This is a genomic window from Streptococcus periodonticum (genome assembly GCF_003963555.1).
GTDB lineage: Bacteria > Bacillota > Bacilli > Lactobacillales > Streptococcaceae > Streptococcus > Streptococcus anginosus.
Genome location: NZ_CP034543.1, coordinates 765253 through 788180, shown reverse-complemented (window position 1 = coordinate 788180; position 22928 = coordinate 765253). Strand labels below are relative to the sequence as shown.

Here is a 22928-nt window from a genome sequence, read left to right as displayed (position 1 = left end):
ATCTTCTTTCACAAATGACTTATCAAGGTCAAAGATGTTAAAAACATGAAGATTGTAAAAATCCAGAACCAAACAGAACGAAAAGCTTGCCTATAGGCCCCTGGAAATGAACGATTTTCTTGTACATACATTTTTATGTCTGCTTTGTTTTTAATCAGGAAAATTACTGCGACACTTGCACCGACTAGCAGGATAAATAAGTGTAAGAGACCACCTATATCGTCCGGCAAAAACGAATACAAATAAGTTAAACCATCTCCGATGACCAAGTTATTAAAAACGTGGAAAACCATTGCCCAGAGAATTGAATACTCCAAGGTCACATAAGAGAAGATAATTCCAACAAAAGCTGCAAAAAAGAACTGCGGGATATTTCCATGAAATAAACCAAATATGAGGGAAGACATCAAAATCGCAAAGACTTTTCCATATTTTTCAAATGTTCGTAAGCCTGCCCCGCGAAAAATCAATTCTTCTGAAACAGGACCGAAAAAACCTGCATACAAAAACATCGTTACACTATCTGAGCCCGCGGAAGCTGATTCAATGGCTTTAAATAAGCTAAATCCAAAGATATTCAATACTGCCTCAAATATTTGATTAAAGAGTACAAAACCTAATTGACCCAGAAGTAAGAATGATAAAACTATTCCAAACGTTTTGGGAGTCATGACCCTTTTCTGCGTTCGTAAATCAGACTTAAATAATTTTCCGTCCCGATACAACCAAAAGATAAATACTCCTGCACAAACAGCAATTAGATAATAGCTACCATCGCGTGACATAAAACTTTCCGTTGCTTTTTGGATTCTCTCAAGATTTCCGGGATAACGAATCGCTTGAAACAAGGTTACAATCGTCTGATAGATTAAGCTAACCATTGTCATGACGAAGACATAAATCAGACACAAAGCAGAAAATAAACTAACATCTTTTCGCACTTGCTGATTGGCTGACATCATTTTTCCTCCTTCTTCAAATAGATTTTTCGACTCCACAAGTATAACCCCACAGCAAAGCCTTCATAAAGAACAAAAAACAAAAGAAAGGCGTGGAGGAAAAATTCTTCTGGTAATATCCAAATGACAGGATCTTTAGCAGGGTCAAATAACCAAGTATTATCCCCAACAAATAAAATATGATGAAAGAGAGTAAAAAACGCATCAAAGCCAATCCCCAGCGCCACACCAGCAATTACAATAGGCAGCCAAATAATAGCTAAAATCGCTTTGGAAAAGACAGATAGGTATCTTTTTTTTATAATGTTTTTTACAAACAAACAAACCGCTGGTAAGGTTGCTAGAAAAGCGACTTGCGCCAGATGAAAAAGATATTTCACGACTTGAAAATGGTGCAGACCTGCTGCTGATGAGCGAAAATCAGGCATGAAGAGCTTTTGCTGAAATGGATTGGTTAAGTAATTCATCAAAACATTGAAATTATGCTGAATGGTTGCAGATTTGAGGTAAACTTGATTTTCTAAATGCAACCAAGAAATTTCCAAAGGATAAAACAGCCAAGTCAGATAAATGGTCAACAAAATGGCTGTTGCTAAAAAGCAGAGCATACTCAGCCAAAAGGTCAGTTTAGTGCGCATCAAAATCCCACTCCGCTAGGCTAGAAAGTACATAATCTGGTTGGATTGGCAAGCCTGGCACTTCTTCTGGTTTCGTAAAGCCAGTTGTCACCAGAAGCGTAGGGATACCATTGTCAATCCCAGCCCGAATGTCCGTCAGGTAATTATCCCCAACCATTATCACCTCTTGCCGCGGTAGTCCTAGATGCTCAACCGCCTTTTCCATGATAATTGCATTTGGCTTCCCGATATAAACAGGTTTCACACGAGTTGCTACTTCAATGAGAGTAATAATCGATCCTGCTCCAGGCATGAGACCGCGCTCCGTTGGAATATTAAGATCTGGATTGGTTCCTACGAAATGAGCCCCCTTTTGAATAGCTAACGTAGCAATTGACAATTTTTCATAGTCCACTTCCCAATCCAATCCCACGACTACATAATCTGGATTATCCGTATCTTCAACATAACCAGCTTCTGCAATGGCTTGCTTAAGTCCTACATCACCGATAACGTAGACTTTCTTGCCTAAATTTTTATCATTTAAGTAGTCAACTGTTGCTAAGGTTGCTGTATAAATCGTTTCAATCGGCGTTTCAACATTAAATTGTTCAGCCAACATAGCTTGAACAGTCTCAGGAGTACGTGTCGTATTATTTGTCACAAATAAATATGGAAGGTTGCGACGCTGTAATTCATGGACAAAAGCTTCTCCCGCTGGGATTCGGTCTTTTCCTTTATAAATCGTTCCGTCTAAATCAATTAAATATCCTTTGTAGGTCATACTTCTCTTTCTATTGTTTCTCTTATGAGATTTCTTGCCAAGTTACCATAGCTTGTGCATTGGTATCACCATCGCTGGAAATCTGATGATTGCTCTCTAATCCATTCAAATCATAGCTAGAGGTAATCTGCCCACCAGGTCGCACTTCCTTGACATACTTGAGGTGAACTTTTTTGGGAACGTGTTTCATGAGAAAATCAGCACCCATAACTTCAAAAATCCAGTCCAGATACTTGCTGTTGTTGACATGACCATTCATGTCTAAATCATAAAACCGAACATGATAATCTTTACTGGTCGAATCTTTCAGTTCTGGATATTTTGGTCCACGAATCAACTTTTTAGAAAATTCTGCCTCGTAAGGCGCAACAATCTTTGGCTCTACAGCGTGCACTTTTCGACTGTCTCTATCCATAAGGACAAAGGTAGCCATCATTTCAATCACAGCAACATCATTTTCATCAAAAACGGTAAAACGACGATAACAAAAGAGACGATTATAGGAAAGTGCTTCTGTTTCAATCGTCATTTCTTCACCAAATTTAGGCAGCCGTACCACATCGATATCATAGTCAGTAATAATCCAGACCAGATTGTATTTCTCCAGCATATCCTTGTCGCTAATCCCCAAATCAATGGATTGCAAACCTGATACTTGTAAGGACAGCAAAATAACATCAGGCAGCTTGATATGACCGTTCATATCTGCCATGTCAAACGGAATTTTCATTTTCATTTGATAAGTTAAACCCATAATTTACTCCAATATAAATTTCTCTGCGACCGTATCACCTAAAAAAAGACCCTTTTTAGTCATACGGACGATTTCTTTATCAGGAACTAAGAGTCCTTGCTCAGTCAATTCTGTTACTATATGACCATACTGCTGCTCAAAAGAAATACCAAACTTTTCCTCAAAACGCTTTTTAGAAACACCTGACTTTTTGCGCAAGCCCAGAAACATTTCTTCTTCCATCATCTCTTGCTTACTCAGATGTTCCTCACTCACACGAGCATTGCCCTTTTCAACTGCCTCTAAGTAATGACGAATCGGACCATGATTTTTGTAGCGAACCCCATTGACATAGCCGGAAGCTCCAGCCCCAATACCAAAGTATTCTGCATTGTCCCAGTACATGAGATTGTGTTGACTCTCAAAGCCTGGCTTAGAAAAGTTGGAAATCTCATAGTGTTCAAAACCAGCCTTTTCCAACTCCTCAATGATATACTCAAACATCTCCGCTTCCAAGTCTTCTTTAGGCAAAGGCAGCTTTCCTCGCCTCATCCGATTCATAAAAACCGTGTGATTTTCTAGAATTAAGCTGTAAAGACTCATATGAGGGATGTCCAATGCAATAGCCTTGGCTACGTTTTCCCGCACGTTGTCCATGGTCTGCTTGGGCAGTGCATAAATCAAATCAATAGAGATATTGTCAAAACCAGCCAATTTGAGATTAGTGATATTTTCATAAATATCTTTCTCTAAATGGCTACGCCCAATTTGCTTGAGCATACGATTATCAAAAGTTTGCACACCTAGAGATACTCGATTAACAGCCGAATCTTTTAAAACAGCAATCTTATCTGGATCCAAATCACCGGGATTGGCTTCAATAGTCAGTTCTTCTAACAATGACAAATCCAGCTTTTTCGTCAGCTCTGCTAACAAAAACTCCAGCTGCTTCGCTGAAAGAGCTGTCGGTGTCCCACCGCCGATATAAAGTGTCTGTAAATGCTTTATATTATAAGAAGTATATTCTTGAAGCAAGTGCTCTAAGTAGGCGTCAACTGGCTGATTTTTGATAAAAACCTTAGAAAAGTCACAATAATAACAAATTTGAGTACAAAATGGAATGTGTACATAGGCAGAAGTTGGTTTGGTATACATAGCATTTATTATAGCATAATTTTAGTATATAGATGTTTCAAAGTTCACAACAAAAAGCATAGATCTCTTATCGATATATTCTTGCTCTACAACGAAAATACCATAAGTGTTAAAAACGTTCAACTTAATTCGCTACTTCAACTTGAACTTTTTCCAAATAATAAATTTGTTAGCAAAAAGGAGACCAAAATCTATCAATTATTCATTTTTGAATTGTACCTACCAACTCCACTATCTTCTGGAAAGTCTTGCCGTTTCGGATGGTTAGTTGCTTGTAAAAATTGGATTTGAGCAGTTTTTTATGATAGTTGGACTTGAGATAGTCCGCTTGGTCAGCATTGCTATAAAAGAAAGCCATCTGCCCAAAATGCAGCTGTTCCTTATCATTTGCCCAACTGCCTGCCAGCTCTTGAACACTCTCCCTGTCTGTCTCCGGCAGATAAAAGAGAACATCTCGCCGAAAGGCTGTTTCATCCTGCCACCAAGCAGGAAGATTGCTGTTTCTTTTTGAAGCATGTCAGAGCTGACAAGGACAAAAGGCAGAGGAAAATCGTAAGACCGACTGAAATAAGCCGACAAGATCTCCCGAATCCTCTCCTCCTGCTCCTCGCTATCAAAGAAAAGATTGCCACTGTTAGTGTAGGAAACTGGATTTTCAAAACCCAACCCAGGCAAATCCTTCTTCAAATCAGCCATGACGACCTTGTTTTTCCCGCCGACACTGATGCCGCGAAGCAAAAGTGCATAACGCATATGGTACTCCTTACAAATATATCTATTATTTCCAAACTAACTCTTAGAATTTCTCGAGTAGATCATTCGTTTTTCTCTCACGGCTTTTCCTAGGTTAATGACCTTTTCCTGACCGTCAAAAACAAAACCCATTTTTTCATAAAAGGCGATGGCACGTTTGTTATCTTCTAAAACCCATAATATAATCTCTTGATAACCATCCAAGGCAGCAAAAGCAGCCTGCATCAACTGTTGTCCTACACCCTTGCCATAATAATCTTTTAAGACATACAAGGCGAAAATTTCACCCGCTATCGTAGCTGAATCTTGAAAATCTCCGTAGCTGACAAAGCCGACCACTTTAGCATCATCCAAAGCGATCAAGGTATTTTCAGGATACTTTTGACTATAAAACTGGCACTTATCCAAAGTCATCTGCTCTTGAAATTCCGCAGGCAAAATCTCATCATAAGCTTCACGCCATGTCTGCCAATGAACTCGGGATTTCCCTTCTATCTCCTCAGCTGTTTCCATTGGTTTGATAGTGATGACCATTTGTTTCCTCCTTGATATCCTTCAATCCATCGCCTTTATTTCCAGAATCATATCGCGAATCTGTGCAGCCAGTTCGAAGTCGAGAAGTCCTGCAGCTTCTTGCATTTGTCCCTCTAGTTTCTTAATCATATCTTTACGTTCCTGTTTGTTAAGACTTTCAATTTCAACGACTTCTTCTTTATCTGGCAGGACAGATTTGGTTACACTGATCAGGTCACGAATTTCTTTCTGGATTGTTTGCGGTACAATACCATGTTCTTCATTATAAGCCATCTGAATTTGACGGCGGCGAGCGGTCTCGTCCATAGCCTTCTGCATGGAGTCAGTCACCGTGTCAGCATACATGATGACATGACCCTCACTGTTGCGGGCAGCCCGACCAATGGTTTGGATCAAACCACGCTCATTTCGTAAGAAACCTTCTTTGTCTGCATCAAGGATAGCAACCAGACTGACCTCTGGTACATCAATTCCCTCGCGCAGCAGATTGATCCCGACCAGGACATCAAAGACACCCAGGCGCAAGTCACGGATAATCTCAGTCCGCTCCAATGTCTTGATATCCGAGTGCATGTACTTGACTTTAACTCCCATTTCTTTAAAGTAATCTGTCAAATCTTCTGCCATCTTTTTAGTCAACGTTGTGATAAACGTTCGCTCATTCTTTTCAACACGCGCATTGATTTCACCTAAAAGATCATCTATTTGTCCCATAGTCGGACGCACTTCGACTGCTGGATCCAGAAGTCCAGTTGGTCGAATAATCTGCTCAATTACTGTATCCGTTTGTTCTCGCTCATAGTCACCCGGTGTCGCAGATACATAGACAATCTGATGAACATGACTTTCAAACTCCTCCCGACGCAGCGGACGATTGTCCAAGGCAGACGGCAGGCGGAAACCATAATTGACCAGCATTTCCTTCCGCGAGCGGTCACCATTGTACATCCCTTTAATCTGCCCCATCGTCATATGACTTTCATCAATCATGATGAGAAAATCATCTGGGAAGAAATCAAGCAAGGTATAAGGTGGCTCACCTTCGCTGCGCCCATCCATGTGACGAGAATAGTTCTCAACACCGTTGGTATAGCCCATCTCACGGAGCATCTCAATATCATACTCCGTACGCTGTTTCAATCGTTGGGCTTCCAAGAGCTTTCCTTCCTTTTCAAAGATAGCCAGCTGTTGCTCCAGCTCGGCCTGAATCTTGGCAATGGCAATCTCCATATTTTCGTCATTTGTCATAAAGTGAGTAGCTGGGAAAATTGCTAAATGATCCACTTCACCCAAAACTTGTCCTGTCAACGCTTCCACTTCTCGAATACGGTCAATTTCATCACCAAAAAATTCTACTCGAAAGGCATGCTCATCACGAGAAGCCGGAAAAATTTCTACTACATCACCACGCACCCGGAATTTCCCCCGCTGAAAATCAATATCATTGCGCTCAAATTGAATATCAACCAAATCATTGAGAAGTTTATCCCGTGAAATCTCTAAACCCGGGCGCAGACTGACAACACTATCAGAATATTCCTTAGGCGAACCCAAACCATAAATGCAGCTGACTGACGCCACAACAATCACATCGTTGCGCTCCAAGAGAGCCGAGGTTGCTGAGTGACGAAGTTTGTCAATCTCATCATTGACCGAGCTGTCCTTCTCAATATAGGTATCACTGGAAGGCACATAGGCTTCTGGTTGGTAATAGTCATAGTAAGACACAAAATACTCTACCGCATTGTCAGGAAAAAACTCCTTAAATTCACCATAGAGCTGACCAGCCAGAGTTTTATTATGAGCGATAACTAGGGTCGGTTTATTGACCTTTTGGATGACCTGACTCATAGTGTAGGTCTTCCCAGTTCCTGTCGCTCCCATGAGAATCTGAGCTTTCTCACCACCCTCTATATTATCCACTAATTGCTCAATCGCCTGTGGTTGATCTCCTGAAGGCTCATACTTGGAAACTAATTTAAATTTATTGTCCGTAATTCTATTTATCATTATTCTTTTCCTCTATACAATCTTCTCTTATTTTATCACAATTCTTAAAATATCACTGACTTAGGATATAAAGAATCTCACCTAGTAAAACTAAGTGAGATTTGATTTTCTAAATTGCAATGCTGTAGGCAATTTTTCTTCTTTTTTAAGAGACCAATACAGATAGGCAATACTGAGAATTAACACCAGACTGGTAAAAATAGAACCTTCTGCTCCAAAAGCCCCACCCGAAAGCCAATCAACACTAGATTTCGTATTGTAGGCAAAGACAGAAGCTTCTGCTCCCTGACCACTGACCTGAATACCATAGATATTCCCCTGAACAAAATTCCAAGCCCCATGGATACCAGCCAGACCCCACATATTGTCCGTTTTTAGCATGTAAAAACAAGCAAAAATACCATCAAGAATAATGTTGACAATTGAAAGAAGCGTTACACCGGGATTTAATAAATGGAGAGCACCAAATAGACCAGCAGAAATTAAGATACCGACCAAAATATTTGACTTGGCAGTAACCGTAGGAAATAGCCAACCACGCGTCACCAATTCTTCTGTTCCGCCTTGTAAAATCCAAAACGGAATCAAGGCGATGATAAAGAGCAAGGGTTCCAAACTAAGATGGTTGAGTTCTAACCTACCTAGACCTGTCAGCAAAAGCAAGACAACTATGAGAGAAAACTGTGCCGCTCCAATCAAAAATCCTTGTCCTAATTCTTTAAACCAATTTTCCTTAAAAAAACCAAGACTTGAAAGAGGTCTTTTTTCAACGCATTTCACCCAAAGAAAGAGAGCTAAAGAAATAAAGGAAAAGAGGAAGAGTTGGATGAAAATCATATAATGTGATATCAGTTCTTGTATCATTACAAAGCCCGCCCCAGAATGAACAAGGCCAAGCACAAGACCCAGTAGTATCGAAATTGGAACCAATGCAAGCCCACCGACAATTTCACCTCCATAAACAAAAACAATCGAGAGGATAACGGCCAACCAAATAGGCGGAATGTAACGGGACTGTTTCACATTATCAAGCATACGAGATTTAAACATAAAATTCCCTTTCTATTTTTTATTATTATATCATATTTATTTTACGCAAATCAAAAAAGAAATTTTCGTTCATGTTATAAAATCTAACATAAAAATGCGAAATATTTGCCTTTCGAAGATATTTCTGGTATAATTTAAAAATATTCTTTAAAGGAGAGACTCATGAAGAAAAAAATTATAACTTTTTTGTTAGCTTTACTACCACTCTTTGCAGTAACAGCCATTCATGCCGATACAATCAAAGTGGTATCTGATACAGCTTACGCACCTTTTGAATTTAAAGATTCCGATCAAACTTATAAAGGTATTGATGTAGATATCATCAATAAAGTTGCTGAACTAAAAGGTTGGGACATCAATATGACTTTCCCTGGCTTCGATGCAGCGGTCAATGCTGTTCAATCTGGTCAGGCAGATGCTATCATGGCTGGAATGACAAAAACCAAAGACCGTGAAAAAGTCTTCACCATGTCTGATACTTATTATGATACAAAAGTTGTCATCGCAACGACTAAAGCCAATACAATCAGTAGTTATTCACAATTAAAAGGAAAAACTGTTGGGGTTAAAAACGGAACTGCCTCTCAACGTTTTCTGGAAAAAATCAAAGACAAATATAAATTTACTATCAAAACTTTTGATACAACCGATTTGACTTACAACAGCTTGAATTCTGGTTCAATTGACGCCATGATGGACGATCAACCGGTTATCGAATATGCTATCAAGCAGGGGCAAAACTTAAAAATCTCTATGAAAGGAGAAGCTGTTGGTAGTTTTGCTTTTGGTGTCAAAAAGGGAAGCAAATATGAATATCTAGTAACGGAATTCAATGAAGCGCTTGCTCAAATGAAAAAAGATGGTTCTCTTGACAAAATCATCACAAAATGGACAAGTTCTACAACCACGAAAACAACTAGTTCTACTCCAGAAACCACTACTCCTGCTGGTCAAAAAGCTACTCCCGTAAAATCAACATATACCATTGCGAGTGACTCTTCCTTTGCACCATTCGTTTTTCAGGATAGTAATAACAAATATACTGGGATTGACATGGATTTGATAAAAGCCATTGCCAAAGACCAAGGTTTCACGATTGAAATTACAAATCCCGGATTTGACGCTGCTTTAAATGCTGTACAATCTGGACAAGCTGATGGAATGATTGCAGGAATGTCCGTGACAGACGCTCGTAAAGAGACCTTTGATTTCTCAGAACCATATTATACTGCAAACGCTATCCTTGCTGTCAAAGAATCCAGCATAATTGCTTCTTATAAAGACTTGAAAGGCAAAACAGTCGGCGTTAAAAATGGTACTGCTTCGCAAACCTTTTTAACAGAAAATCAAAGCAAGTATGGCTATAAAATCAAGACATTTGCTGACGCTTCTTCTATGTATGACAGTTTAAACTCTGGCTCTTTGGACGCCGTTATGGACGACGAACCCGTTGTAAAATACTCCATTAGCCAAGGTCAAAAACTAAAAACTCCAATCAAGGGAACCCCTATCGGAGATACTGCTTTTGCAGTGAAAAAAGGTAGTAATCCTGAATTGATCCAAATGTTTAACAATGGTTTGGCAAATATTAAAAAGAACGGTCAATATCAAAAAATTCTTGATAAATATTTGAAAAAAACCAGCTCTGCTTCTAGCTCTTCAGACAGTACAGTTGATGAAACAACCATTTGGGGGCTTCTCCAAAACAACTATAAACAATTGTTAAGCGGACTTGGTATCACCATTGCTCTTGCGCTTCTGTCATTTGCTATTGCTATGGTAATTGGAGTTATCTTTGGAATGTTTAGCGTGAGTCCCGTCAAAGCCCTCCGCGTCATCTCAGAAATCTTCGTGGATGTCATTCGTGGAATCCCACTTATGATTCTCGCAGCCTTTATCTTCTGGGGCATCCCAAACCTTATTGAATCAATGACAGGTCATCAAAGTCCGATTAACGATTTTGTGGCTGGTACAATTGCTCTTTCTCTCAATGCTGGCGCTTATATTGCAGAAATCGTCCGTGGTGGGATTCAAGCTGTTCCAGTTGGACAAATGGAAGCCAGCCGAAGTCTTGGTATTTCTTACTCAAAAACCATGAGAAAGATTATTTTGCCGCAAGCAACAAAAATCATGTTACCAAACTTCGTCAATCAGTTTGTTATCGCTTTGAAAGATACTACAATCGTCTCTGCTATCGGTCTCGTCGAACTTTTCCAAACGGGTAAAATCATCATTGCTCGTAACTATCAAAGCTTCAAAATGTATGCTATCCTAGCAGTCTTTTACTTGATTATCATCACTCTTTTAACGAGACTTGCAAAACGCTTAGAAAAGAGGATTAAATAATGGCTAAATTAAAAATTGATGTCAATGATTTACATAAATACTACGGGGAAAATGAAGTCCTAAAAGGAATCACAACCAAATTCTATGAAGGGGATGTCGTTTGTATCATCGGACCTTCAGGTTCGGGAAAATCAACCTTTCTTCGCAGTCTCAACCTGCTGGAAGAAGTTACAAGTGGATCTATTACCGTGGACGGCTTCGACTTAACCGACAAAAAAACAGATGTCGACTTGGTTCGTGAAAATATTGGTATGGTTTTCCAGCACTTCAATCTTTTCCCTCACATGACAGTTTTGGAAAATATCACCTTTGCTCCTGTCGAGCACAAGCGAATGACACAAGCCGAAGCAGAAAAACTTGGTATGGAGCTATTAGAAAAAGTCGGGCTCTCTGATAAAGCTGATGCCATGCCAGACAGTCTCTCAGGTGGACAAAAACAACGTGTGGCGATTGCACGTGGACTTGCTATGAATCCTGATATTATGCTCTTTGACGAACCTACTTCCGCTCTTGACCCCGAAATGGTCGGAGACGTTCTCAATGTTATGAAAGAATTGGCCAAGCAAGGCATGACCATGATTATCGTGACTCATGAAATGGGATTTGCTCGTCAAGTAGCCAACCGTGTCATCTTTACGGCTGACGGAGAATTCTTAGAAGACGGCAAACCCGACCAAATCTTTGACAATCCACAGCACCCACGCCTCAAAGACTTCCTAGATAAAGTCTTGAATGTGTAATACTACTTTATGTTGGTGACAAACTTTTGCCTCGGCACTCTTTTGACATTTTACATCTTTTTTGCTACACTAAAATCAGTAAAATTCGGAGGTAAGGAGTCTATGTACAAGAAATCTATTGCTTAAAGGAAACTTTATCTAGTAGATTTTTTGTTATGCTCTTGCTCATTTTCAAAGAAGACAGTTTTACTTCTCAAGGCTAAATATATCCATCGCAAACTACTTGCTTTGCAATATTTGTTAGCAACTCAAAAGCAAAAACAGCTCTACTAGGTAAATAGGGCTGTTTTTCTTAGCTCTAAAATGACAATGAACATCATAAGGAGACATATATGCTACAAATTCGACATTTAACCATTACCCATTTAAAAGACTTCAAAAACATGGTCAATGATTTATCACTTACAGTCAATACAAGTGATAAAATTGCCATTATCGGAGAAGAAGGAAATGGAAAATCTACTCTTCTTAAGCTACTCATGAACGACACACTTGTTTCAGACTATGTTAGTTATAGGGGAGAAATTCAGAAAAACTATCATCGTTACGCTTATTTGCCGCAAACTTTGCCTGAAAATGAAAGAAGGCTCTCCCTCAACGACTATTTCTTTGGTGATTTGGACGTAGACTTAGATTACAGCAAACTTTACCGCTTTGCTCAAGAATTACATTTTGATAGCGAACGTTTTACTAGTCAGCAAACATTAGCGACTCTATCTGGCGGTGAAACATTAAAAGTACAGCTTTTAAAAATCCTCTCTACAAATTGGGACATTCTCTTTTTAGATGAACCTTCCAATGATTTAGATATAGACACTCTGATTTGGCTGGAAAATTTTCTTCAAAATACACCTCAAACAGTTATGTTTGTTTCACATGATGAAAGTCTTTTAGGTCATACAGCAACAAAAATCGTACATTTGGAATTGGTTAAGAAAAAGCAAGAAGCTCGGACGACTGTACAGAATCTTGATTATGAAAATTACAGCCAGCAACGACAAGCTGCATTTGAAAAGCAAACTAAAGATGCAAAAAAAGAACGAGAAGAATATCAAAAAACAATGGAAAAACATCGCCGCGTCAAACAAAGTGTGGAGCACGTGCTGCGCAATACTCACGATAGCACGGCTGGGAGATTAGTGGCTAAAAAAATGAAAAATGTCCTCTCGCAAGGCAAACGATTTGAAAGAGAAGCGGCTGAAATGACAGAATTGCCAACACAGGCAGATGCTATCAATCTACAATTTTCTACTATCACTCCCCTGCCATCTGCAAAAAGAATAATCATTCTCGAACAGATGTGTTTGAAGACAGAGGAACGTACCTTAGCCCAAAATATAAATTTTGAACTCTTAGGGCAGGAAAAGATTGGGATTATTGGTGAAAATGGTGCCGGAAAATCTACTTTTATCAAAGAACTGCGAAATCTATTGCAAAAGAAAAAAGGCATTACGCTAGGGTATATGCCTCAAATCTATCCTGATAGTTTAAACGAAGTCGATTCTCCAATAGATTTTCTAACATCTACAGGAGAGGCTATTGAGCGAGAAAAAATCCTCACCCACCTAGCCAGTCTGCAATTCACGCGTAATGAAGTGCAACATTCTATTTCCCAGCTATCTGGTGGACAAAAAGCTAAATTACTGCTTCTAAAAATGGTATTAGATCAGGCAAATGTCTTGTTGCTAGACGAGCCGACACGCAACTTTTCCCCCACTTCTCAGCCACAAGTACGAAAGCTTTTTACAGACTATAGCGGTGCTATCATTACCGTTTCACACGACCGCACCTTTCTCAAAGAAGTTTGTCAGAAAATCTACCGCTTGACTGAAACAGGACTAGAGCCAGTCAGAAATGAACAGCCATAAATTTGTTCTCCTAGTTAATCTTAAACCGCCAAGCTCCCTTGAGCTATTTGCATTTGGTAATAAACGCCTTTTGCTTGCATCAGCTCTTGATGACTGCCATATTCCACAATATCTCCGTCAACCAGCACTAAAATGATATCTGCATTCTGAATGGTAGACAAGCGATGAGCAATGATAAAACTGGTTCGCCCTACCATGAGCTTATTAAAAGCCTCTTGAATGAGTACTTCAGTCCGCGTATCAATAGAGGAGGTTGCTTCATCCAAAATCAGGATTTTAGGAACCGCTAGAAAAACACGCGCAATGGTCAATAGCTGGCGTTGTCCTTGTGACAAAGAATCTCCTGCATCTGCTAGATAAGTATCATAGCCATGCGGCAATTGCTGGATAAAGAAATGAGCATTAGCAGCTTTAGCTGCTGCAATTACTTCTTCTCGGCTAGCCTCTGGTCGCCCAAAAGCAATATTTTCATGAATCGTCGCTGTCTTCAGCCATGTTTCTTGTAAAACCATACCAAACTGTTGGCGAAATGAGACTCTGGTGTAATCTGTAATATCTCTGTCGTCTAACTTAATCTTACCCGCATCTACATTATAAAAACGCATGAGGAGATTGATTAAAGTCGATTTTCCAGCACCAGTTGGTCCAACAATAGCAACTTTGCTTCCTGCTGGAACGGTCATGTTTAAATCGTGAATCAAAGGTTTATCTTTTTCATAACCAAAACGGACATGTTCAAAACGAATCGCTCCCCGTACTGCCTCACTCGTAAGTTCTTCTTTCCCCGTTTCCACAACTTCTTTTTCATCTAAAATCATGTACAAGCGCTCTGCACAGGCAAGGGCGCTTTGCAATTCAGCCATAACAGACGAAATATCGTTGAAGGGCTTAGTGTATTGGTTGACATAATTTAAGAATGTCACCAATTGTCCAACTGTGAAACTAGAGCCGTTAATAATACGAACCGCACCAAATCCAACAACAATGGCATAGATAAGAGCATTAACGAAGCGAGTCGCTGGATTGACAGTAGAGGAATAAAAGATAGCATCCTGAGAATAGTCCGCATAGCTCTCATTGCCCTTTGTAAAATCCGTAATGAATTGCTCTTGAGCATTAAAACTTTGAATCAAACTTTCTTGAGAGAGACTTTCTTCAATGAGCTGTGTCTGAAGCCCTCGAGCTGTGGTTTGTTTTTGAAACAACTTGTAACTTTTACGGGCAATAAAACGCGCAATCAGCATAGATAAGGGAGTTAAAAGCAAGACTAACACCATCATGAAAAAGTCAATCTTTGCCATTGTCACAATCGTTACAAGAATAGTCAACACGCCTACAAAAAACTGATTGAAGACCATAAGCAAACCATTATTTAGCTGCTCCACATCCGTCGTCAAGCGACTCACTAAATCACCGCTCCCTTGACGATCAAGATAAGCCAAGGGAAGTCGATGAATTTTTTGAATAACTGCGTCCCGAAGTTTCTGACTATAACTATAAATCAACTGATTATAGACTAAAGGATTGAGCCATTGAATCGCTGTATTGGCAACAATCACCATACCCATTTTCGAGAGAATTGGAAGCAAATGCTGACTTGCATCGGGAAGTAGAACACTATCCACTGCATTCCCAATCAAAATCGGCAAATAAATGGTCAAAGCAACCTGAACAATCGTTCCAATTGTAGCTAGTAGGAAAAACCAGCGCTGCTGCAATAAATCAATTGCAAGGCGTTTCAGACCACTTTTAGGATACCTCATTTTCATGCTTTTCCTCCTTGCTATGTTGTGAGAGATGAATTTCTCGATAAATAGCGCTCGTTTGAAGCAAATCTTCATGTGCGCCAAGAGCTACCTGATGGCCTTTATCCAAGACAAGTATCTGATCAGCTGCACGCAAGCTATTGGTTCGCTGTGAAATTAAAATCAAACTCGTGTTCTTTAACTGCTCTTTAATCGCTTGCAATAGTTTAGCCTCTGTTAAATAATCAAGTGCCGAAGTAGAATCATCCAGCACCAGAAAAGGTGCTTTTTGTAAAATAGCGCGCGCAATCGTCAACCGTTGTCGTTGACCACCGGAAAAATTCCGACCAAAAGCTTCTACTACTGCATCTAGCTGACCTTCTTTTTCCTGTACAAAGTCACTAGCTTGCGCAATATCAAGAGCCCACCAAAGTTGTTCATCCGTCACCTCGTCTTCCAGTCCCAGCGACAAATTTGAGCGAATCGTTCCACAGAACAATTCTGCTTTTTGCGGTACCAAGCTCATCCAAGTGCGCCATTCTTTCAGATTTCGAGGACTTCGATTATTTTTAAAAATAGCCAACTGACCAGTATCAATCGTATACAAATGCGCTAAGAGCTGCACCAAGGTTGATTTTCCTGAGCCTGTTCCGCCAATCACTCCCAAAGTCTGACCAGATAGTACGTCAAACGAAATATTTTCCAAGGCTGGACTAGCAGCTTGTGGATAGGTAAAAGTAACATTTTGAGCAGAAATAGATCGAGCACCAACAGAATGCCGTATTGGCAGTTCTGATAACACATCTTCCTCTTCCTGTTCAAAAACCTCTTGGATTCGTCCAGCGCTGATGTAACTTTGATTCAAAGAGGTGACGAGCATAGCTAATTTCAACAATTCTATTAAAATTTGCAAAAGGTAATTGACTAAAGCAACTAATTTCCCTTGCGTCAGCAAATCCTGTCCAATCGCTAGATTCCCATGCCAAATAACCATGACCAATGTGCTATTTACCACTAAAAAAGTCAACGGGCTAATCAAGCTCGACCAAACTCCTGTTTTTATCTGCCAGGTCTTATAAATTTCATTGGTATCTCTAAACTCATGAATTTCTTTATTTGTTTGCCCAAAGGCACGGATAACGCGCATACCTTGCAGTTGTTGGCGTGTCATATTGACAATTTTATCTGTAATCTGGCGAATTTTAGCGTACAGCGGATTTACCAAGCGTGACATGATATAGATAATACCCGTTAGGATGACAACCATGAGTAAGAACCACAGTGTAATACTTGGACTAATCAAAAATGCCATAACAATCGAGCCAAAAACAATAATCGGCGCGCGCAAAAAAAGACGAAGAAATTGGTTGATACCGGTCTGAATTTGATAAGTATCACTTGTTAAACGAGTGACCAGACTAGATGTCGTCAAGTTATCTCGACTAGCTTTTGGCAAACGCATTATTTTTTGATATAAATCTTTAGTTAATTGACGTGTAAATCCTACCGCTGCTTTTGAGGAATAATATTGAGCAATAATCGCCACAACAACACCAAACGATGCTAGGACAACTAGTAAAAAGACCATGGTATAAAGATGCGCACTATCTTTTTTAGGGATTGTTTGGTCTACAATTGTTGCAACCAAAATTGGCACCAATAGTTCAAAACTAGCTTCTAATAATTTAAAAAGTGGCCCCAACAAGGATTCTTTGATATAACCCTTAAAATATTTCAATAAATCTTTCATGAAATCTCTTTTCTTATACAAAACTAGTTCTATTTTATCATAATCTAGCCTTCTCTGTAATTTGTTAGCGGATACAATTATTTTTATAGGAGAATTTTTGTTAAATGAATTCCAGATAAAAAGGAGAAGAACGATGTCGTTCTCTCCTACTAAATTTCTTTCAAATAAAATATTATTGATGACGATTTGCCCAAGCAACATCCAAATCTAACACTTCTTGTGTTGTGTATTGTTGACGATAAGGATTGTAGACTTTGTTAGTTGTTGCAACATTGGTTGCTTGCACATTTGGTACATCGTATTGTGTCAAATTATATTGTTGAATCAAATTATTCAACTTAACATTATAGCTTGTATCCGTTGCATAGACACCTGTTAAAGCAGCAGTCGCATTCATATAGCTGGTCGTATTACTCTTCCAAGCATAAGTGTAGCGGCTATGTTTTAAAATCGCCACATAGTCTTGTAAAGATTCAACATAACTTGGATAGGATCTAAATTCTGCATTGACATTATAAGTATTTCCTTGCCCATCATCTTCTAGTGTAGCCATTGTTGCTGATTGCCCAGCATACTGTCCTTTGATGCCAAATAAATTATGATGAGGAGCGGCTGATAAAGCAGAACGTCCAGAATGGCTTTCCAGAATGGCTTGTGCAATCATAACTGAAGCATACAAATCATTCTCTTGTCCTAATTGACGAGCCGTTTCACCAATTTGTGAAATGAACATTTCTGTTTGAGTTAACGGACGTTGATAAGCCTCATCATTGGCACTAGCTGGGTGAACTTGCTTGGACAAAACTGCACTAACCAATAAAGCGGCGACCGCCAAAGCTAGAACTGTTAAAATTCTTTTTTTCAATTTTTTCTTTCTCATAGCTTATTCTCCAGTATAATATATTTTGATTATAACATAAAATTCCCAGCCCTTAGTTACAATTTGGTGACAGATTCATTATAAAAAACCGAGAAAATGATTCTCAGTCTTTCTTCAACTCTAAATTTTTTCCAAAATCGCATCCCAAGCTGCATCTAAACCATCTTTATTGACAGATGAAAAAACAATAAAATCATCATTTTTATCAAAATCTAACTTTTTCTTAATGATTGATTCATGCTTGTTCCATTTACCGCGTGGAATTTTGTCAGCTTTCGTGGCTACGACAATGACTGGTATTTCATAATATTTGAGAAATTCGTACATTTGTACATCGTCTGCACTTGGCTCATGCCGAAAATCCACTAGACTGACAACTGCTCTGAGATTTTCCCTGCTCGTCAGATATTCCTCGATCATCTTGCCCCACTTCGCTCGTTCTGTCTTAGAAACTTTAGCATAGCCATATCCTGGGACATCCACAAAACGAAGTTTGTCATCAATATTGAAGAAATTCAGCAATTGCGTTTTTCCTGGCTTGCCAGAAGTTCGAGCTAGATTTTTTCGATTTAACAATGTATTGATAAAGGAAGATTTACCAACATTTGATCGTCCAGCAAGGGCAATTTCAGGAATCTCGTCTTGCGGATAATGAGATTTATTTGCTGCACTTAGCAAAATTTCTGCATTGTGTGTGTTAATTTCCATTGCACACCTCTTTATGCTGTTTCTAAAATCGGCTTATCCGTTCCGTCAACTGCTTCCTTGGTAATCCGTACCAGCTTCACATTTTCTTGACTTGGAACTTCAAACATGACATCTATCATAGTTTCCTCGATGATTGAACGTAATCCACGCGCACCTGTCTTACGTTCAATGGCTTTGTTGGCAATCTCTTGGAGAGCATCATCATCAAACTCCAATTTGACATCATCATAAGAAAGAAGAGTCTGATATTGCTTCACTAAAGCATTCTTTGGTTCGCGAAGGATTCGCACCAAATCATCAACTGTTAAAGGCTCAAGCGCTGCAAACACAGGCAAACGACCAATCAATTCAGGAATCAAGCCAAATTTTTGAATATCTTCAGAGATGATTTCTTGCATATAAGAACCAGTTTCATCAATGGCCTTGTTGTTTTGACCAAAACCGATAATTTTTTCGCCTAGACGTTGTTTGACAATTTCTTCAATACCGTCAAATGCACCACCAACGATAAAGAGAATATTTTTCGTATCTACTTGAATCATCTCTTGTTGAGGGTGCTTGCGGCCGCCTTGCGGAGGTACGCTGGCTACAGTTCCTTCAATAATTTTGAGGAGCGCTTGCTGAACACCTTCACCAGACACATCACGAGTAATAGAGACATTTTCGCTTTTCTTCGCAATTTTATCAATCTCATCTACATAGATGATACCACGTTCAGCACGCTCAATATTGAAATCTGCTGCTTGCAAGAGTTTCAAGAGAATATTTTCAACATCTTCTCCGACATACCCAGCTTCTGTCAAAGCTGTCGCATCTGCAATCGCAAAAGGAACATTCAGACTTTTTGCCAAAGTTTGAGCGAGAAAGGTCTTGCCAGAACCAGTTGGTCCAATCATGAGGATATTGGATTTCTGCAATTCGACATCTTCCTCATCTTCACGATTATCATGAAAATTGATGCGTTTATAGTGATTGTAAACAGCAACGGCCAATGCTCGCTTAGCACGGTCTTGTCCAATCACATAATGATTCAAAATATTGAGTAGTTCTTGCGGTTTTGGTACTTCTGACAAGTCTGCCAGCACTTCTTCTGCTAATTCTTCTCTAATAATTTCTTGTGCTAATTCCACACATTCATTACAAATAAAGGCATTATTTCCTGCGATAATTTTTTGAACTTCTTCTTGGCTTTTACCACAAAAAGAACAATAAACCATCATTTCGTTCGTACGATTTGTAGGCATTTTTCACTCCAATTCTATTCGTTGTTTATTCTTTTTCTTATTTAAATAAGGTCATATAAAAAGCATGAATACTATTCACTAAATTTGTAAAAGCATTCAGCCAAAAGAGCACTGACAATCCATACCGTTTTTTACGAAAAGCTTGCGTTGCCGCCATAACACAAACGGCACACAAAAGAGCCGTAAAAAATCCGAAAATACTACGTTCCATTACGACTCCCTTCTCTGAAAGGTTGTGACAGTAAAGTCATACTCATTCTTTTCATCTTTGGCATGAAACTGATGAGACAGCTCCTGAAATTTCGTCATATCAAACTCTTTTGGGAAATAAGTATCACCTTGTAAACGAGCATGAATACGGGTAATAACTAATTCATCCATTAAAGGCTCAAATGCAGAAAAAATCTGACCACCACCAATAATATAAAGAGTTTTTTTCTGAGTCTCATACCATTTCATAACAGAATCAACATCATGAAACACCAGAACTCGCTCATTCTCTGCTTGATATGATTTGTCTCTCGTCAAAATAATTGTCGTGCGATTGGGCAATACTCTGCGGTTCATCCCATCAAATGTCACTCGCCCCATTAAAATAGCCTGTCCAGTTGTCATTTCTTTAAAATGCTTGAGATCAGCTGGTAAATGCCAGGGCAATGTGTTGTCTCGCCCAATCAAGCCATTCTCATCTTGCGCCCAAATAGCTACAATTTTCTTTGTCATTTCCTCATCCTTTGAATTGATATTTCTATTTTATCAAATTTCACAAAAAAAGGCTGACTTTAACTATCAAATCAAAGCGCCAATTTATATTGCACAAGAAATCCGTTCTTTTATGATGTCTTGTGAAAATAGTTAGATACAGCCCTTTATTTTTTAGATTTTGAAAATCTGAAAATCATTTCATTCTCAAATGGCTAAATCAAATTTCAACTGTGGCTTAACAGAGATATAATCAACTAATTCAAAATTTTCTGCTTTAATGTCAAAAAAGTTGGTTCCGTCTGGGACATTCAATACTAATCGTGGCAGGCAATCCGTCGGTTCACGTCGAAGTAATTCTTCAGCTTGTTCAAATTGATTATCATAAATATGCAAGTTGTTGACAAAATAAAAGAATTTGCCAACTTTCCAGCCAAAATGCTTGGCAATCATCATTTGCAATGCAACATACTGCATGGCATTGATGTGATGAGCTACCAGCATATCATTTGAGCGTTGTGTCAGAGTTACATCCAGATAAATGTCACCGTCTACACGGCGTACGTCAAACATGGTCTGAAAAGCACAAGGCAATAGACCTTCTGTTTCCTCAAATGCTTCGTAATCCCAAAGCGAGATAATATTTCGTCGATTCCAAGGATTGATTTCTAGCTGTTTCAAGATTTTATTGATAATATCATGTTTCTTAACAACAGCGCCATAGCGTAAGCCAATCGTGCGAGTATCTCCCACTTCCCAATCATTCCAATAATGAACATTGTACTTTTCTTCTAAAATATCTAAGCTATTGGATTGGTCTTGGTAAATCCAGAGCACCTCTTTGATAGCTGATTTGATAGCAATCGGCCGAAGCGTTGTAATAGGAAATTCTCCCTTGCTCAAGTCGTATTCAGCAAAAGAACCTGTAATATACTTAGAGTTAGCCACTTTCCCGTTTTTATAACGAGGGCGTGCATTTTCAGAAAAAACACCTTCATATAAAATTTTTCGAATATTTTCTTTAAAAATAGTATCTGCTTTTGTCATGATTTCCCTTTTCTAATATTGCTTTTTCTAGTATAACACAAAATAAAAATCTCCTACAAGTCAAAACCTCGCAGGAGAACATGCTTTAATATCTAATTTTTTGAGCTCCATAAATCGAATGCTGACGATGTAGAGAAAACGCCACCGCACACACTATGAAAAAATAGGGGAAATTAGTAAAGCCAAATACTTCACAGCCAATTAAAATCGGACCTAAGAAAGTAGAGGTCGCACTTCCAAAAACAGCAGCATAACCTAGTGCAGCAACCAAACCAACTGGAAGTCCAAATAAACCCGCTAGCAACACACCTAAGCTTGCACCAATTGCAAAAAGCGGTGTCACTTCTCCGCCTTGAAAGCCAGCAGCTAATGTCAAAACTGTCAGAAGTAATTTGAAGAGCCAATCATATACATAGACGGGCTGACCAGCAAAACTGGCTGCAATCAAATTTGTTCCAAGCCCTGAGTATCGTCCTTTATCCAACAGTAAAAAAACAATGCTCAAGACAACTCCCATCACCACAATCCGTTTGTAGGGATTTGGAAAAATAATTGCTGCTTTCTTTTTGCTCCATGAGAGAGCATAAGCAAATAAATTGCCGCAAAGTCCAAATAGAACTCCAAGAAACACTAATTTGATAAGAAGCGTCGGTGACAATACCAGATGCACAGAAATTGGCTGTACAAACTTTTCAAGCCCTAACGCATGCGATGTCCAAGAAGCAACAAAGGAAGCAATCATCGCAGGATACAGAGCTGTCAGTTGCATGGTTCCTACAACCAAGACTTCCATTGCAAACAAAATTGCCGCCAGCGGTGTTTGAAACAGACCAGCAAAACCAGCAGCCATTCCTGTGACTAAAAAGATTTTTGAAGTGTTGGGGATAGAAAATTTCTTGCCAAACCAATGAGAAACCGTTGCCCCTAACTGTACCGCTACTCCTTCTCGACCAGCTGAGCCACCAAAAAGGTGCGTCATCCAAGTTGTAAATATAACCAAAGGAATCAAGCGCTTTGGGATATGTTCCTCTACACCATGTCCTACATCAAAAATCAAGGTCATCCCTTTGCTACTGCTTCCACCATACTTTTGATAAAGAAATACAATCCCTAATCCCGCAACAGCTAAAAAAGGAATCAAATAGAGTGGATACATAGAACGAATATCGCTTAAAAAGATAAGGGTTCGCCCAAATATCGCATCAATAATCCCAACTACTAGACCTATAAAAATGGATAACACTGTAATAGCCACTGCTCGCTTTCCAATATCAAGCCATTCTATATCACGCGCATTTTTCAT

At 39.1% G+C, this 22928-nt stretch carries 20 protein-coding genes and 1 pseudogene; 3 read left to right on the top strand and 18 right to left on the bottom strand.

The window, feature by feature from the left end:
* Positions 1–8: 8 nt before the first annotated feature.
* The 9 genes and pseudogenes from EHW89_RS03795 to EHW89_RS03755 all read right to left on the bottom strand — a co-directional run bounded on the left by EHW89_RS03795 (position 9) and on the right by EHW89_RS03755 (position 8595).
* On the bottom strand, positions 9–959 hold the full coding sequence (locus tag EHW89_RS03795) for a CPBP family intramembrane glutamic endopeptidase (protein ID WP_052032256.1): 951 nt from the start codon (positions 957–959) through the stop codon (positions 9–11).
* A complete protein-coding gene (locus EHW89_RS03790; RefSeq protein WP_126466756.1) occupies positions 959–1597 on the bottom strand; it encodes a TIGR01906 family membrane protein in 639 nt (212 codons plus the stop codon). Before EHW89_RS03790 ends, EHW89_RS03795 begins: the two co-directional genes overlap by 1 nt.
* Positions 1587–2360 carry a TIGR01457 family HAD-type hydrolase gene (locus EHW89_RS03785; protein ID WP_126406938.1) on the bottom strand — a complete coding sequence of 258 codons (774 nt, stop codon included), beginning with the start codon at positions 2358–2360 and terminating at the stop codon, positions 1587–1589. Before EHW89_RS03785 ends, EHW89_RS03790 begins: the two co-directional genes overlap by 11 nt.
* Before the next feature lie 22 nt (positions 2361–2382).
* Entirely contained in the window at positions 2383–3114 is a 732-nt protein-coding gene (locus tag EHW89_RS03780; RefSeq protein ID WP_003027992.1) for an acyl-[acyl-carrier-protein] thioesterase, read from the bottom strand.
* Positions 3115–3117: 3 nt separating this feature from the next.
* Positions 3118–4248, bottom strand: a complete 1131-nt coding sequence (hemW, locus tag EHW89_RS03775) for a radical SAM family heme chaperone HemW (RefSeq protein WP_126466754.1) — start codon at positions 4246–4248, stop codon at positions 3118–3120.
* Positions 4249–4450: 202 nt separating this feature from the next.
* Positions 4451–5001 (bottom strand): annotated as a pseudogene (locus tag EHW89_RS03770) (DUF1697 domain-containing protein).
* 36 nt (positions 5002–5037) lie between these two features.
* On the bottom strand, positions 5038–5535 hold the full coding sequence (locus EHW89_RS03765) for a GNAT family N-acetyltransferase (protein ID WP_126466753.1): 498 nt from the start codon (positions 5533–5535) through the stop codon (positions 5038–5040).
* Positions 5536–5556: 21 nt separating this feature from the next.
* Complete coding sequence (gene uvrB, locus EHW89_RS03760) at positions 5557–7545, bottom strand: excinuclease ABC subunit UvrB (protein ID WP_126466751.1); 1989 nt, start codon at positions 7543–7545, stop codon at positions 5557–5559.
* 90 nt (positions 7546–7635) lie between these two features.
* Positions 7636–8595, bottom strand: a complete 960-nt coding sequence (locus EHW89_RS03755) for a CPBP family intramembrane glutamic endopeptidase (RefSeq protein WP_126466749.1) — start codon at positions 8593–8595, stop codon at positions 7636–7638.
* A 162-nt stretch (positions 8596–8757) separates the two neighbouring features.
* On the opposite strand from EHW89_RS03755, the gene EHW89_RS03750 reads away from it, so the two are divergent.
* The 3 genes from EHW89_RS03750 to EHW89_RS03740 all read left to right on the top strand — a co-directional run bounded on the left by EHW89_RS03750 (position 8758) and on the right by EHW89_RS03740 (position 13549).
* Complete coding sequence (locus EHW89_RS03750) at positions 8758–10941, top strand: ABC transporter substrate-binding protein/permease (RefSeq protein ID WP_126466747.1); 2184 nt, start codon at positions 8758–8760, stop codon at positions 10939–10941.
* Complete coding sequence (locus EHW89_RS03745) at positions 10941–11681, top strand: amino acid ABC transporter ATP-binding protein (RefSeq protein ID WP_022525918.1); 741 nt, start codon at positions 10941–10943, stop codon at positions 11679–11681. Before EHW89_RS03750 ends, EHW89_RS03745 begins: the two co-directional genes overlap by 1 nt.
* Positions 11682–12013: 332 nt before the next feature.
* On the top strand, positions 12014–13549 hold the full coding sequence (locus EHW89_RS03740) for an ATP-binding cassette domain-containing protein (RefSeq protein ID WP_126466745.1): 1536 nt from the start codon (positions 12014–12016) through the stop codon (positions 13547–13549).
* Between the two features lie 20 nt (positions 13550–13569).
* On the opposite strand, the gene EHW89_RS03735 is transcribed toward EHW89_RS03740, so the two are convergent.
* From EHW89_RS03735 to EHW89_RS03695, 9 genes are all read right to left on the bottom strand, one after another.
* Positions 13570–15318, bottom strand: a complete 1749-nt coding sequence (locus EHW89_RS03735; protein ID WP_126466743.1) for an ABC transporter ATP-binding protein — start codon at positions 15316–15318, stop codon at positions 13570–13572.
* A complete protein-coding gene (locus EHW89_RS03730) occupies positions 15299–17044 on the bottom strand; it encodes an ABC transporter ATP-binding protein (protein ID WP_126466742.1) in 1746 nt (581 codons plus the stop codon). The genes EHW89_RS03735 and EHW89_RS03730 overlap by 20 nt, the downstream gene beginning before the upstream one ends.
* A 172-nt stretch (positions 17045–17216) precedes the next feature.
* Positions 17217–17924, bottom strand: coding sequence for a glucosaminidase domain-containing protein (locus tag EHW89_RS03725; protein WP_126466740.1), 708 nt, complete (start codon positions 17922–17924; stop codon positions 17217–17219).
* Between the two features lie 120 nt (positions 17925–18044).
* On the bottom strand, positions 18045–18632 hold the full coding sequence (gene yihA, locus EHW89_RS03720; RefSeq protein ID WP_022525923.1) for a ribosome biogenesis GTP-binding protein YihA/YsxC: 588 nt from the start codon (positions 18630–18632) through the stop codon (positions 18045–18047).
* An 11-nt stretch (positions 18633–18643) separates the two neighbouring features.
* Entirely contained in the window at positions 18644–19876 is a 1233-nt protein-coding gene (gene clpX / locus EHW89_RS03715; RefSeq protein WP_106083669.1) for an ATP-dependent Clp protease ATP-binding subunit ClpX, read from the bottom strand.
* A gap of 37 nt (positions 19877–19913) precedes the next feature.
* Positions 19914–20087 (bottom strand): hypothetical protein, encoded by a 174-nt coding sequence (locus tag EHW89_RS09400; RefSeq protein WP_003035049.1) that lies wholly within the window; start codon positions 20085–20087, stop codon positions 19914–19916.
* Complete coding sequence (locus EHW89_RS03705) at positions 20087–20599, bottom strand: dihydrofolate reductase (RefSeq protein WP_126466738.1); 513 nt, start codon at positions 20597–20599, stop codon at positions 20087–20089. Before EHW89_RS03705 ends, EHW89_RS09400 begins: the two co-directional genes overlap by 1 nt.
* 186 nt (positions 20600–20785) lie before the next feature.
* Positions 20786–21625 (bottom strand): thymidylate synthase, encoded by an 840-nt coding sequence (locus tag EHW89_RS03700; protein ID WP_126466736.1) that lies wholly within the window; start codon positions 21623–21625, stop codon positions 20786–20788.
* Positions 21626–21710: 85 nt separating this feature from the next.
* Entirely contained in the window at positions 21711–22928 is a 1218-nt protein-coding gene (locus EHW89_RS03695; protein ID WP_049506970.1) for a voltage-gated chloride channel family protein, read from the bottom strand.

Coding starts and splice junctions, on each gene's coding strand:
- EHW89_RS03795 (WP_052032256.1), bottom strand. CDS start 959: ATGTCAGCCAATCAGCAAGTGCGAAAAGATGTTAGTTTATTTTCTGCT.
- EHW89_RS03790 (WP_126466756.1), bottom strand. CDS start 1,597: ATGCGCACTAAACTGACCTTTTGGCTGAGTATGCTCTGCTTTTTAGCA.
- EHW89_RS03785 (WP_126406938.1), bottom strand. CDS start 2,360: ATGACCTACAAAGGATATTTAATTGATTTAGACGGAACGATTTATAAA.
- EHW89_RS03780 (WP_003027992.1), bottom strand. CDS start 3,114: ATGGGTTTAACTTATCAAATGAAAATGAAAATTCCGTTTGACATGGCA.
- hemW (WP_126466754.1), bottom strand. CDS start 4,248: ATGTATACCAAACCAACTTCTGCCTATGTACACATTCCATTTTGTACT.
- EHW89_RS03765 (WP_126466753.1), bottom strand. CDS start 5,535: ATGGTCATCACTATCAAACCAATGGAAACAGCTGAGGAGATAGAAGGG.
- uvrB (WP_126466751.1), bottom strand. CDS start 7,545: ATGATAAATAGAATTACGGACAATAAATTTAAATTAGTTTCCAAGTAT.
- EHW89_RS03755 (WP_126466749.1), bottom strand. CDS start 8,595: ATGTTTAAATCTCGTATGCTTGATAATGTGAAACAGTCCCGTTACATT.
- EHW89_RS03750 (WP_126466747.1), top strand. CDS start 8,758: ATGAAGAAAAAAATTATAACTTTTTTGTTAGCTTTACTACCACTCTTT.
- EHW89_RS03745 (WP_022525918.1), top strand. CDS start 10,941: ATGGCTAAATTAAAAATTGATGTCAATGATTTACATAAATACTACGGG.
- EHW89_RS03740 (WP_126466745.1), top strand. CDS start 12,014: ATGCTACAAATTCGACATTTAACCATTACCCATTTAAAAGACTTCAAA.
- EHW89_RS03735 (WP_126466743.1), bottom strand. CDS start 15,318: ATGAAAATGAGGTATCCTAAAAGTGGTCTGAAACGCCTTGCAATTGAT.
- EHW89_RS03730 (WP_126466742.1), bottom strand. CDS start 17,044: ATGAAAGATTTATTGAAATATTTTAAGGGTTATATCAAAGAATCCTTG.
- EHW89_RS03725 (WP_126466740.1), bottom strand. CDS start 17,924: ATGAGAAAGAAAAAATTGAAAAAAAGAATTTTAACAGTTCTAGCTTTG.
- yihA (WP_022525923.1), bottom strand. CDS start 18,632: ATGGAAATTAACACACACAATGCAGAAATTTTGCTAAGTGCAGCAAAT.
- clpX (WP_106083669.1), bottom strand. CDS start 19,876: ATGCCTACAAATCGTACGAACGAAATGATGGTTTATTGTTCTTTTTGT.
- EHW89_RS09400 (WP_003035049.1), bottom strand. CDS start 20,087: ATGGAACGTAGTATTTTCGGATTTTTTACGGCTCTTTTGTGTGCCGTT.
- EHW89_RS03705 (WP_126466738.1), bottom strand. CDS start 20,599: ATGACAAAGAAAATTGTAGCTATTTGGGCGCAAGATGAGAATGGCTTG.
- EHW89_RS03700 (WP_126466736.1), bottom strand. CDS start 21,625: ATGACAAAAGCAGATACTATTTTTAAAGAAAATATTCGAAAAATTTTA.
- EHW89_RS03695 (WP_049506970.1), bottom strand. CDS start 22,928: ATGAAAAATGCGCGTGATATAGAATGGCTTGATATTGGAAAGCGAGCA.